9 protein-coding genes are annotated in these 11942 nt (G+C 67.6%); 6 read left to right on the top strand and 3 right to left on the bottom strand.

Going from position 1 to position 11942, the window contains the following annotated elements:
• A complete protein-coding gene (locus DFW101_RS06470) occupies positions 1-369 on the top strand; it encodes a response regulator (RefSeq protein WP_009107593.1) in 369 nt (122 codons plus the stop codon).
• Positions 370-410: 41 nt separating this feature from the next.
• Positions 411-3434 carry a chemotaxis protein CheA gene (locus DFW101_RS06465; protein WP_009180709.1) on the top strand — a complete coding sequence of 1008 codons (3024 nt, stop codon included), beginning with the start codon at positions 411-413 and terminating at the stop codon, positions 3432-3434.
• A gap of 161 nt (positions 3435-3595) precedes the next feature.
• On the opposite strand, the gene DFW101_RS06460 is transcribed toward DFW101_RS06465, so the two are convergent.
• A complete protein-coding gene (locus DFW101_RS06460) occupies positions 3596-3793 on the bottom strand; it encodes a ubiquitin family protein (RefSeq protein ID WP_009180708.1) in 198 nt (65 codons plus the stop codon).
• 143 nt (positions 3794-3936) lie between these two features.
• Here DFW101_RS06460 and DFW101_RS06455 point away from each other — a divergent pair, with 143 nt between their 5' ends.
• The 3 genes from DFW101_RS06455 (at position 3937) to trpS (ending at position 6186) form a co-directional block, all read left to right on the top strand.
• Positions 3937-4302 carry a response regulator gene (locus DFW101_RS06455; RefSeq protein WP_009107598.1) on the top strand — a complete coding sequence of 122 codons (366 nt, stop codon included), beginning with the start codon at positions 3937-3939 and terminating at the stop codon, positions 4300-4302.
• 168 nt (positions 4303-4470) lie between these two features.
• On the top strand, positions 4471-5115 hold the full coding sequence (locus tag DFW101_RS06450) for a site-2 protease family protein (RefSeq protein WP_043642732.1): 645 nt from the start codon (positions 4471-4473) through the stop codon (positions 5113-5115).
• A gap of 63 nt (positions 5116-5178) precedes the next feature.
• Positions 5179-6186: a tryptophan--tRNA ligase gene (gene trpS, locus DFW101_RS06445; RefSeq protein ID WP_009180706.1), complete on the top strand. Its 1008-nt coding sequence runs from the start codon at positions 5179-5181 to the stop codon at positions 6184-6186.
• Between the two features lie 207 nt (positions 6187-6393).
• Here trpS and DFW101_RS06440 read toward each other — a convergent pair whose 3' ends face one another.
• Both DFW101_RS06440 and DFW101_RS06435 read right to left on the bottom strand, forming a co-directional pair.
• Positions 6394-8097: a bifunctional sulfate adenylyltransferase/adenylylsulfate kinase gene (locus tag DFW101_RS06440; RefSeq protein WP_009180705.1), complete on the bottom strand. Its 1704-nt coding sequence runs from the start codon at positions 8095-8097 to the stop codon at positions 6394-6396.
• Positions 8098-8219: 122 nt separating this feature from the next.
• Positions 8220-9452 carry an HDOD domain-containing protein gene (locus DFW101_RS06435; protein ID WP_232286168.1) on the bottom strand — a complete coding sequence of 411 codons (1233 nt, stop codon included), beginning with the start codon at positions 9450-9452 and terminating at the stop codon, positions 8220-8222.
• 204 nt (positions 9453-9656) lie between these two features.
• Here DFW101_RS06435 and DFW101_RS06430 point away from each other — a divergent pair, with 204 nt between their 5' ends.
• Positions 9657-11924, top strand: a complete 2268-nt coding sequence (locus DFW101_RS06430; RefSeq protein ID WP_009180703.1) for a hypothetical protein — start codon at positions 9657-9659, stop codon at positions 11922-11924.
• Positions 11925-11942: the final 18 nt, after the last annotated feature.

The following is an 11942-nucleotide window of genomic DNA, read 5'->3' as shown; positions in this document are numbered from 1 at the left end:
ATGCCCAAGCATATCCTCATCGTGGACGACTCGAAGACCGTGCGCAACCTTGTGGCGTTTATCATGCGCAAGGAGGGCTTCAAGGTCACGGCCGCCGAGGACGGCCTGGACGGGCTGGAGAAGCTTTATACCGATCCGCAGGTGGATCTCATCATCACCGACATCAACATGCCGCGCATGGACGGCATCACGTTCATAAAGACCGTGCGCGAGCAGGAAGTCTATCGGGACATCCCCATCGTGGTGCTGTCCACCGAAGGCGAGGAACGCGACATCCACGCCGGGCTGTCCATCGGGGCGAACCTTTATATGGTCAAGCCCGCCCAGCCCGAAGTGATGGTTCGAAACGTCAAGATGCTGCTGGGTTAAGGCGACGTCATGCCTGTTGCCGTCAGCCGCGAGGTGCTTTGATGAGCCAGGATTTCATGGATCCGGAACTGTTTGCCGACTTCATCGTGGAAGCGCGGGAGCATCTCGAAACCATCGAACCCAACCTTCTGGAGCTGGAGCGCAATCCCGGCAACCTGAGCCTTTTAAACGACATCTTCCGGCCCATGCACTCCCTCAAGGGCGCGTCGGGCTTCCTCGGGCTCAACGCCATAAACCTCCTGGCCCACAAGGCGGAAAATATCCTCGACGAGTTGCGCAAAGGCAACATCGCGGTCTCGGCCGAGATCATGGACGTGATCCTGGCGGCCACCGACCTCTTGCGCATGATGATCGAGAATCTGGAGCAGACCGGGGCCGAGGGCGACGTGGACACCTCGGCGGTCATCGCCCGCATCGCGGCCCAGCTCGGCGGGGGGCCGGCTCCGGCGCCCCAGGCGCCGGCCATGGCCGGGGCCGGCGATTTTCCGGCCGAGGACGTCCCGCCGCCGGCCGAAGCCGCGCCCGCCGCACCCGATCCCGCCCCGGTGGCCGCGACCGAGGCCGTTTCGGACGCCGTCTCCCCTTCCGGCCCGCACACCGGTTCGGACACCGGTTCGGACACCGCCCGGGGGGCTGCGGCCAAGATCGCCCGGCTGCTCGAAGAACTGCCGCCCTTTGTGCCCGACACCTATCCGCTCACCTCCATCGGCGAAGGCCACATGGCCGATTTTCTGGAAGAGGCCCGGGAGATCATCGAGCGTCTCAATGCCGCCCTCCTGGAACTCGAATCGGCCGGGGACGGACGCACCGAGAGCATAAACGACATCTTCCGGTATTTCCACAATTTGAAGGGCAACAGCGGCATCATCGGGCACAAGGAGTTAAACGGCCTGACCCACGAGGCCGAAACGCTCCTCAACCGGGTGCGAAAGGGCGAGATCCGGACCAGCCCGGCCATGGTGGACCTGCTTTTGGCCGTGGTCGATCAGGTCGAGGCCCTGGTCAGCCAGATCGAGCCGGCCACGAGCGTGGCCACGCCGCTCGACATCCGGCCGCTGGTCGCCCGCCTCAAGCAGGCGACCGAGGACGGCGAAGTGGCCGAGCCTGCGGCCGAATCCCGGGCCGGCGAAGAGCCGGAACCCGAGCGAGCCCCCGAGCCGGAACCCGAGCCGGGGCCTGAACCGGAGCTGGAACCCGAACCGGAGCCGCAGCCCGAACCCGCGCCCGGGCCCGCCGCCGGCAAGGTGCCGCCCAAGGCGGCCGCGTCGGGCTACGATCCCGAGGACGTGGCGGTCTTCGAATCCACCATTGCCCAGCAGATCACCTACATGACCCAGGCCCTGGCCGGGCTGGTGGAAGACGCCGACTCCAAGGACATGGTGGACGGCCTTTTCCGGGCCCTGGTCACCATCCAGAATTCCTCGGGCTACATGGGCCTTGCCGATCTCAAGACCCATGCCGAGCGCACGGCGGGCCTGGTCGACCAGGCCCGGAAGTCCGGCATGTCCTTCGAGCCCTTTCTCGACATCCTGCGCCAGGAGTGCTCGATCCTCGGCGACATGATCGCCGCAGCCCTGGACAAGCTGCGGGCGGGCCAGGAAGCCCCGGCCGCAGCGCCGGCCGCCTCCCTGCCGCCGGCCGCCACCCCGACGCCGCCGCCGGCTCCGGAACCGGCCCCCGCGCCGCCCGCCGAACCGGAACCGAAACCCGCCGCCCCGGCCAAGCCCGAGGCCAAGCCCACGCCCAAGCCGGAACCGAGGGCCGAGGCCAGGCCGGCTCCCAAGGCGGAGCCCAAGGCCGCCCCGGCGTCGGCCCCGGCCGTCCAGAACAACGACGTGGCCGGCAAGCCCAAGGTTTCGGCCACCATCCGGGTGGACCACGAAAAGCTCGACCACCTCATGAACCTGATCGGCGAGCTTTTGATCAACCGCAACCGCTTCGCCATGCTGGCCCGGTCCCTGGAAGAGGGAAAAAACGAGGTCGGCTACATCGCCCAGCAGCTGACCGAGACCACCTACGCCATGGCGCGCATTTCCGACGATCTGCAGGACACCATCATGAAGGTCCGCATGGTGCCGGTGTCCACGGTCTTCTCGCGCTTCCCGCGCCTGGTGCGCGACTTGTCCCGCAAGTCCGGCAAGGAAGTCAGCCTTATTACCGACGGCGAGGAAACGGAACTCGACAAGTCCGTGGTCGAGGTCATCGGCGATCCGCTCGTGCACCTCATCCGGAATTCCGTGGACCACGGCATCGAAACCGAGGCCGAACGCGTGGCCGTGGGCAAGCCGCCCGTGGGCCGGGTGTGGCTGCGGGCCTACCACCGGGGCAATTCCGTGGCCATCGAGATCGAGGACGACGGCAAGGGCATCGACCCGGCCAAGATGCGCGAAGTGGCGGTGAAAAAAAACCTCATGACCCCGGAGGAGGCCAAAAGCCTCGACGACCGGGACGCCATCGACATCATCTTCATGCCCGGCTTTTCCTCGGCCGAGAAGATCACCGACATCTCGGGCCGGGGGGTCGGCATGGACGTGGTGCGCACCAACATCAAGAACCTGAAGGGCACGGTCAGCGTGACCAGCGAAGTGGGAAAGGGCACCAAGTTCACCCTGGCCCTGCCGCTGACCTTGGCCATCATCGACGCCCTCATGGTGGTGGTGGCCGGCCAGACCTACGCCCTGCCCCTGGATTCCGTGTCCGAGACCACCAAGATCGAGGTCCGGCGCATGACCGAGATCAACCGGCGAAAGGCCGTCACGCTTCGCGGCGAGGTCCTTGGCATCGTGGAACTGGCCGAGGTCCTGGACCTGCCGTCGACCCAGGGCGACGAGGAGATCGTGCCCATCGTCATCCTCCAGGACAACGAGCGGCGGCTCGGGCTCATCGTGGACCGGCTGCTCGAACGCCAGGAGATCGTGATCAAGCCCCTTGGGGCCTATCTGTCCGAATTCGACATGCGCGGCATTTCCGGCGCGACCATCATGGGCGACGGATCGGTGGTGCTCATCCTCGATCCCCACGAGATCTACATGATGTCCACGCCCGGCGGCCGGTCCAAGGCCTAGCGCCGCATCCCGCGCAAAAAGAGGAGGGGCTTGCGAAAAGGGCCGGGAAGGTTTTGCGAAAAGGAGCAGGGCGTGGGAAAATGGACAGGGAGGAAGCCTCCGGCCGACCCTTCTTGGCAAAAGCCTCGGTGCCCGGCGGCGGTCGGCGACTTGGCGGCGAGCTACCCCCGCGAGGTGACCGGGCGGACGGTGACGTGGTCGCCGCTTCGCAGGTGGCGGTCCGGGGTCAGGAGTTCGCCTTCCCGGATGATCAGGGCGTCGTTGACGCGCAGGCTCAGTTTGTTAAGCAATTGCAGGACGGTTTTGATTTTGGGAAAGGTAAGCTGTTGTTTGGGCGAGCCGAGTGTTACGGTGATCATGGCCTGGCTGTGTAACGCGAATGTCGCGTGGGATCAAGCGGTCCGGCCGGGAAAACAGTTGACCCGGACAGCCCTTTGCCGCATAGGATGAAGCCTGGAAACGTGCAGGGATGTTGGAGTGAAGCGTGGGGAGGAATGTGCGTATGAGCGGGAAAATTTTGGTTGTGGACGACGAAAAGCATATCCGGATGCTCTATCAGGAAGAGCTTGAAGGCGAAGGCTATCAGGTCGTCACCTCGGATGGGGAAGAGGATATCCTGCCGCTTATGGCCCGTGTGTCTCCCGACGTGGTGGTCCTCGACATCAAGCTCGGCGGCAACCGTTCCGGCCTCGACCTGCTCCAGGAGATCCGGGGCAAGGACCAGACCGTGCCGGTGATTTTGAGCACGGCCTACGACAGCTTTCAGCACGATCTCAAATCCATTGCCGCGGACTATTACGTGGTCAAATCCGTGGATCTCGGCGAACTGAAAAACAAGGTCGCCCTGGCCATGGAAAAAGCCGGTTAGCCTTTTCCCCGGCGCGCCGTTCCTCTCCGGCGCGCCCCGGTCCGCGGATCGGGGCGCGCGGCGGGGACGGCGGTCCGACCGGGCGGGGCGCGGGGCGGCCGCTCCCCGCCGCCCCGCGCCGGCGATAGCCCTTGCCCCGGCCTGGCGTTCGTGCTAGCCGCCATCACCATGCTGCCGAATCTTTCCCAGACCATTCAGGAAATCGCCCTGCTCGTGGTGCCGGTGCTCATGGCCGTCACGTTCCACGAGGCGGCCCACGGCTTTGTCGCCAACTGGCTCGGCGATCCGACGCCCCGGCTGGCCGGCCGATTGACCCTCAATCCCTTCCGGCACCTGGACATCATCGGCACGCTCGCCTTTCTGCTGACGCGCATGATCGGCTGGGCCAAGCCCGTGCCGGTCAATCCCCGCTATTTCCGCGATCCGGTCCGGGGCATGCTGCTGGTGGCCGCGGCCGGCCCGGCCATGAACTTCCTGCTCGCCGTCTGCTTCGCCCTGGCCGCCCGGGCCATCGAGTCCCTCGGCGCGGGCGTCCTGCCGGGAACCATGGCCTACCAGCTCCTGGAGCCGCTTTTGTACATGTGCGGGGCCGGGGTCACGGTCAACGTGGCTCTTGGCGTTTTCAACCTGCTGCCCGTGCCGCCCTTGGACGGCAGCAACATCCTGGCCGCGTTTTTGCCGCCACACTTGGCCGCCCGTTATCTCGACTTCGGCCGGTGGGGATTTCTGATCCTCATTTTATTGGCCGTGGCCGGGGTACTCGGCAGGCTGATCCTGCCGATCGTCTCCTTTTTGTCCCACCTGCTGCTCTAGGCCGGGGCCGGGTACGGCCCCTTCCCCTACCCTGACCTTTCACGACGCAATGGATAATCGGTGATGACTGAGAACACTCCCAAGGAAAACAAGCGGATCGTTTCCGGCATGCGCCCGACCGGCCCCCTGCACCTGGGCCACTACTTCGGCGTCCTCAAGAACTGGATCAATCTCCAGGAAACCCATCAGTGCTATTTCTTCGTGGCCGACTGGCATGCCCTGACCACGGAATATGCCGACCCCAGGCGCATCAAGGGCTTTGTGCCGGAGCTGGTCAAGGACTGGGTGGCCGGAGGGCTCGATCCGGAAAAGTGCGTGATCTTCCAGCAGTCCCAGGTCAAGGAGCATGCGGAGCTCCACCTGCTCCTGTCCATGCTTACCCCGGTTTCGTGGCTCGAACGTTGCCCGACCTACAAGGACCAGTTGACGGAGCTGGCGGCCAAGGATCTGACAACCTACGGCTTTCTGGGCTATCCCGTGCTCATGGCCTCGGACATCCTGCTCTACAAGTCCGGATTCGTGCCCGTGGGCCAGGACCAGCTGCCGCACCTGGAGCTGACCCGGGAGATCGCCCGCCGGGCCAACCACCTCTACGGCAACTTTTTTCCCGAGCCCCAGGCCCTGCTGACCCCGGACGCCAAGCTGGCGGGCCTGGACGGCCGCAAGATGAGCAAGAGCTACGGCAACGCCATCGGCCTGTCCGAAGACCCGGCCACCATGAAGAAAAAGGTCATGGGCATGCTGACCTGCGCCAAGAGGGCGCGGCTGGCCGACCCGGGCGATCCCAAGGAGTGCAACCTCTTTCCCTACCACGAACTCCTGACCGACCCGGCCCGGCTGCCGGAAATCGTCGAGGGCTGCACCACGGCCACCTGGGGCTGCGGGGACTGCAAGAAGCTCCTGGTCGAGTCCATGAACGCCTTCCTGGAGCCGATCCGCGACCGGCGCCAGGCTTTCGACAAGGACCCGAATCTGGTGGGCGACCTGCTGGCCAGCGGCAACGACCGGGCCCGCCAAGTCGCGGCCCGCAACATGGACGCGCTCAGGAAAAAGTTGAATTTCAATTTCTAGCGTGAAAAACCGGGGAGCTGCCCGCCGGGAGGGAAGATGCCTCCGGCGGCCGGGGGAATGATTCCCCCCGGACCCCCTCGACGGACAAAACGCAACGGGGCGGTCCTGCCAAAGGACCGCCCCGTTGCGTTTGAGAGGACGGGTGGGTCCGGGAGGGGGTGACCCCCTCCCGGCCGCCGGAGGCATCCTTTCTCCGTTTCCCTTCGCTTACGCCAGATAGCCCTGCCGCTCCAGGTAGAGGAGCACTTCCTGGGCGGCCTCGCCCGGGGTGAGGGCGCTCGTATCGAGGGTGATTTCCGGCGCTTGTGGGACCTCGTAGGGATCGTCCACGCCGGTGACGCCTTTGACCAGCCCGGCCCGGGCCTTGGCGTAGAGTCCCTTGCGGTCGCGTTGCTCGCACACGCCAAGGGGCGTGGCCACGTGGATCTCCACGAACCCGCCGTGGGGGGCGACCAGGGCCCGGGCCTCGGCCCGGGCGCAGGCGTAGGGCGCGATGGGGGCGCAGATGGCGATGCCGCCGTTTTTGGTGATTTCGCTGGCCACGAAGCCGATGCGGGCGATGTTCAGGTTTCGGTGCTCCCGGGAAAAAGTCAGCTCGCTGGACAGGTGGCGGCGCACGATGTCGCCATCGAGGAGCGTCACCGGCCGGGTGCGCATCTCCATGAACTTGACGAAAAGAAGCTTGGCCAGGGTGGATTTGCCCGCTCCGGACAGCCCGGTCATGAAAAGGGTGAACCCCTGCCTGGAGCGCGGCGGAAAGACCAGCCGCAGCTCGGCGGCCACGTCCGGCAGGGTGAACCAGTCCGGCAGGTCCAGGCCGAATTCCAGGCGGCGGGTGCATTCCGCCGCGTCGATGTTTTTCACGGTCATGCCCGGGGCCACCGACGCCGCCGGCACGTACTGGGCCTTTTCCTCCACATAGGCCATGGGCGTTTCCGGCACCATGACGATGCCGGTTTCGGCCTCGTGGGCGGCCACCAGCCGCTGGGCCGCGCCCGGCGGATAAAAGGGGGCGGCGTTCCCGTCCGTGGCCCCGGCCAGGGGGTCGGCGTGGTCCAGGGCGACCAGGGTGTGGGTGCAGCCGTGGTTTTTGTGGACCAGGGCTTCGAAAAGGGCCTGCCGGGGGCCGGCCATGCGGACGCACAGCGGCAGGAGGTTTAAGAGCAGGGCGTTTTTGGGGAAGGCGGCGGCAAAGTGCCGGGCGCAGCGCACGCCCGCGAAATGGGCCGCGCCCCCGGCCATGGCTTCGCCGGCCACGTGCGAAAGCAGGATGCTGCCGGCCATGTCCCGGGCCGCCTGCTGGAACATGGCCCGGTGGCGGCAATGGAGAAGCCCCTCGCTCAGGCAGCCAAGCACCCGCCGCCAGCCCCGCTGCTGGAAAAGTGCCTGGACCGCGGCCGGGGTGCGGCGCGATTCCGGGAAATCGACATGGGGCGGCAGGGCCAGGCCATCGACCGGGCCGCCCACCCGGTAGGGCCGGGTGGCCTGCACATGCTCGCGTGCCCCCGGATGCCGGTCCGGGTCGGCCACGTCGAAGAGGGCCCGGGCCTCGCGTTCGGGGTCGGACCGCCAGACCTCGGCCACGGTCAAGACGGCCAGCATGAACCCTTCGGCGTCGCGAAGGGCCAGCTTCTCGCCACAGGTCAGGGTTTCCCCCAGGGACGCCGGCACGTCGAGGCTGACCGGCATGGGCCACAGCGTGCCGTCGGCCAGGCGCATGGAGGCAAGGACGCTTTCGAAGTCCTCGTGCCCGAGATAGCCGGTCAGCGGGTAAAAGGCCCGGGACAGGAGCATTTCCAGGTCGCAGGCCTGGCGGGGGGTGAGCGAGTGGGATTTGAAGGCCAGGGAGTCGGCCTTGATTGCCTCGGCCCGTCGGAAGTGGACGATCAGGTGCTCGGCGTGGGGGTCCATGCGTGGCCTCCCGGAGTGGTCGGGAAGTTGCGGAAGGGGGAAGCGGCCGGATGGCGGACGGCCTTCTTGTACCGCCGGCCCGGGCGGCTGGCAAGCGTCCCGGGCCGGCCGTGGGGGAGGCGTCAGGAAAACATGGCGCAGACCACGTCGAAGTGGGCTTCGGCCGTTTCCAGGAGGTTCGGCAGGGCCTCGGCGTCGAGGCCGGCCATGCGCCAGGCCTCGGGCAGGTGGCGGGGCACCAGGCGTTCGCCGCTGGTGCCCGGCAGCACGGCCCCGGCCACCATGTCGGCCACGCCGACAATGGCCGGCTCGAGCGGCACCTCCCCGGACAGGGGGTCGTGGTGCCGCCACACGGCCTGCTCCAGGCTTTCCGGAAATCGCCACTTGTGGAGCAGCATGCCGCCGAGGACCGCATGGTCGAAGCCGAGCATCTCCCGTTCCACGTCGAGCAGATACCGGTCCGTGCGGGCGGCCCGGGACAGGGCCTCCCCGGCCAGGGCCGGCGCGTGCTTGTAAAGGACCAGCCGGCCGATGTCGTGCAGGAGCCCGGCCACGAAAAACCGCTCCGGGCTCGGATCGCCGAGGCGCACGGCCAGGAGCTTGGCCACGAGCCCCACGCCCACGCTGTGGCGCCAGAACAGGCGCATGTCGATGCATTCGGCCGGAATGTCCTTGAAAAGGGGCAGCACGGACACGCCCATGGCCAGGGTGGAAAGCTGGTTTAGGCCAAGGAGCATGACCGCCCGGGACAGGGTGTCGACCGGGCCCGGCGGCAGGCCGCCCGAGACGCGCAGGGTGCGGGCGTAAAAGGCGCTGTTGACGAGCTTTAACAGCTTGGCCGTCAGGCTCGGGTCCTTGCCGATGACTGCCGCCGCCTCCTCCACCGTGGAGGCGGGGTCGCTTAGGACCTCGCGGATGCGCATGAACACTTCGGGCAGGGAGACCAGGACCGGGTCGCTGGCCAGGATCTGTTCCGGCGTGGGCTTGCCGGCCAGGGTCTTGGGCTCCAGGGAAGAGGTGCGGCAGGCCCGGGGCGGGGTCAGGGCGGCGGCCCGGGCCAGGGCCAGATCGCGCAGCGCGGCCACGGCCGGTTCGTCGGCCGGCAGGTGGGAAAACCGGGCCAGGATGGCGTCAGTGGCTGCCAGGGCCGCTTCCGGCGAAGCGCCCTGGGAGGCCGGCCCGTCGGCCAGGTCCGGTTCCACGTCGATTTCCCGGGTCTTCCAGTTGCGAAGCAGGCGGGCGTGGACGTCGGTCAGTTCCTGGCCGGCCGGCAGCCGATACTTGCGGTCCGGACTTTCGGCGTCCGACGCCAGCACCATGCCGGGCCGCAATTCGGAAAGGGGTATCCTTGGCATATGCCGTCACTTCGCCGGCCGTGCCCGGCAGCTCGTGGTTTTTCCGGGCCCATCCCGGCGCGAAGGCCTCGGTTTCCTCTACCAGCGGCCCGCCCCGGGGGCAAGGGAGGCCGCGGTCCGGGGGGTTCCCGGGGGCGGCGGCTTGTTCTATAAGGACGGTCCGGATTGCGGCGGGACCGAACCCGCCGGCCGGCCGGAGGAACCATGATCGCATCCCCGCTCGTCACCGGCGACGGCCAGCTCGTCTCCATCGGCGACATCCATTTCAACGAGGAGCTGGCCGCGCCCCAGGCCTACGGCGTCATGCGCTTTTCCCACACCAGCGACGCCCTGCGGGGGCTCGTGCGCGACGTGCGCGACCGGGCCGCCCGGAATTCCCTGCCCCTGACCGGCTTCATGGACATCAGCGGCCGCAGCGGCCACTCCCGCATCGGCCTTGACGTGCGCCTGACCGGTGACGCGCCCGAAGTGTCCGACGGGGCCCGGACAGTCGACATCCCGGTGGCCGTGACCGCCTTAAACGCCGTCCTGGCCGAGATGCTCGCCGACCTGCGGAGCCTGTGCCACGACGGGGGCGTGGATTTCGGCCGGCTTTTCATCGCGCGCGGACCGTCGTTTCCGCGCCGGGACATCGAGGAGGCCCGCGAGGGCGGGCGGCTCCTTTTGCCCGAACGCCACCGGATCACCGAGGACGGGGTGGTCGAGCTTCCGCTCCTTGACCTGCGCTACGTGCTGTCCGCCCGGTTGCTCGGCGTGGGACGCAATTTCGCGGAGATGGTGGTCAAGGGCAAGCACGGGCTCGGCATCTTCCAAAGCCTGTCCCCGGCGGGGCTCCCGGACCGCCTTGCGGCCAAGGAATTCCTGGTCGGGGCGGTCCACATTTCGCTTGGGCCGTTCGTGGCCTTCATCGAGCGGGAAACCTCGGCCCCGGGGGTGTTCCACCTGGCCTCGCGCCTGTTGGACGGCATCCGGACCACGGGCATGGCCGCGCCGCGCCAGGTGGAGCTGTACAACGGTGGCGAGGAGGCCGTGGACACCCGGGGCCTGTCCGTGCGGCTGCGGCTCTATCCGCCGGACGCGAGGCTGGCCAAGCTGGCGGAACGGGTGCTGGCCCCGGGCCGGGCGAGGCAGGTCCTGGCGGCCGGGGCCGACGTGGCCGACCTGATCGACATCTTCACACCCGAGGCCAGCCGGGTCTTTTTCGACGAGATCACGTCCGATCCGGCCCTCGGCGGCATCTACGGCCGCATCTTCATGCCCGGCAAGATGATCTCCATCCCCTGGGAGCAGGAGGAGGGGAGCTGGCTGCAGGAGTTCCAGTGGCGGCTGGTCTACGAGTACGCCCGGGGCAACATCCCGGAAGGGGTGCTCGAGGGCGAGGAGATCCCCAAACGCCTGCGGCCGGTCCTCGACGACCTCAAGTACGTCGGCGGCGAGCAGAAGCTGTCCAAGGTCTTCGTGTCCGACGCCCTGCCGCCGGTGGACACGCTGCGGGTGCTCAAGCGAAACGGCATCGGCGTGGTCGCCGCCCGGGGCATGGGCTGCACCGTGGGCCAGGCCTGCCCGGTGCCGCATTTCCGCATGGACCAGACGCTCTACGAAGAATTGGTGCGCCTGGAAAACGAGGGCATGCGGTTCTACCTGCTGCTGGAGCTTGGCGGCCAGGCCCAGGTGCGGGAGTTCTACAAGGGCCTTTGGGTGACGCGTCCGGGCAAGGCGCGCCTGCCCGGCATCCACACCACCATGGCCATGTTCGGCTCGGCCTGCGACGTGCTCGGGCCCGTGCTCGAAGGCCCGATCCACGAGTTTTTGCGCCGGCTGCGCGACCACCCGTGCCTTGGCGACGGACTCGCCGTGGCCCACGGGTCGGGCCCGGGCGTCATGCGCACGGTGGACGACGCGGCCGCGGCCCTTGGCGTCTACCGGATCGGTGTCGGCATAAACGCCGAGGAGATCGGGCAGATCACCAATTTCGCGCCCGAGGCCGTGGCCCAGTTCACCAATCTGGCCATGAACACCCGCCAGGACATCCTGGACCGGCGGTCGCTTTTCAAGGTCTTCAACCTCGGCGGGTTCGGCACGAGCTACGAGGTGAACATGGCGCTGACCTTCATGAAGATCGGCCAGTGTCTGCCGGCGCCCTACATCTTCGTCGATCCGGTCGGCCTCGGACCGGATGGCGCGCCCTTCTGGCACGAGTCGCTCATGCAGTTTCGCACCCTCTCCGGCGATCTGGCCGGCGGCGGCCACGACCTCGGGCCGCTCGGGCCGCGCTGGATCGTCAACCTCTGCCACGAGGTCAAAAGCTACGAGGAAGGCTACGCCGTCATCGCCGGCTTCCTCGACGACCCGGCCGGCTACTGGCGCGACCGCGACATCCCCCTGGCCAAGGTCCGCCAGGCCCGGGACAACCTGCGCCACGCCGGCATGCCCATCCCGCCGTACATCGACGAAGCCCTGGAAGGCGCTTGAGGCGGGAAGGGAGAGGCC

This window comes from Solidesulfovibrio carbinoliphilus subsp. oakridgensis (assembly GCF_000177215.2).
Classification (GTDB): Bacteria; Desulfobacterota; Desulfovibrionia; order Desulfovibrionales; family Desulfovibrionaceae; genus Solidesulfovibrio; species Solidesulfovibrio carbinoliphilus.
Note: the sequence above shows the minus strand (reverse complement) of the source record. Positions and strands in the feature narration are given on the sequence as shown.

What these genes read in the sequence shown, in the direction of transcription:
- DFW101_RS06470 (WP_009107593.1), top strand. Translation starts at nt 1, where the DNA reads ATGCCCAAGCATATCCTCATCGTGGACGACTCGAAGACCGTGCGCAAC.
- DFW101_RS06465 (WP_009180709.1), top strand. Translation starts at nt 411, where the DNA reads ATGAGCCAGGATTTCATGGATCCGGAACTGTTTGCCGACTTCATCGTG.
- DFW101_RS06460 (WP_009180708.1), bottom strand. Translation starts at nt 3,793, where the DNA reads ATGATCACCGTAACACTCGGCTCGCCCAAACAACAGCTTACCTTTCCC.
- DFW101_RS06455 (WP_009107598.1), top strand. Translation starts at nt 3,937, where the DNA reads ATGAGCGGGAAAATTTTGGTTGTGGACGACGAAAAGCATATCCGGATG.
- DFW101_RS06450 (WP_043642732.1), top strand. Translation starts at nt 4,471, where the DNA reads ATGCTGCCGAATCTTTCCCAGACCATTCAGGAAATCGCCCTGCTCGTG.
- trpS (WP_009180706.1), top strand. Translation starts at nt 5,179, where the DNA reads ATGACTGAGAACACTCCCAAGGAAAACAAGCGGATCGTTTCCGGCATG.
- DFW101_RS06440 (WP_009180705.1), bottom strand. Translation starts at nt 8,097, where the DNA reads ATGGACCCCCACGCCGAGCACCTGATCGTCCACTTCCGACGGGCCGAG.
- DFW101_RS06435 (WP_232286168.1), bottom strand. Translation starts at nt 9,452, where the DNA reads ATGCCAAGGATACCCCTTTCCGAATTGCGGCCCGGCATGGTGCTGGCG.
- DFW101_RS06430 (WP_009180703.1), top strand. Translation starts at nt 9,657, where the DNA reads ATGATCGCATCCCCGCTCGTCACCGGCGACGGCCAGCTCGTCTCCATC.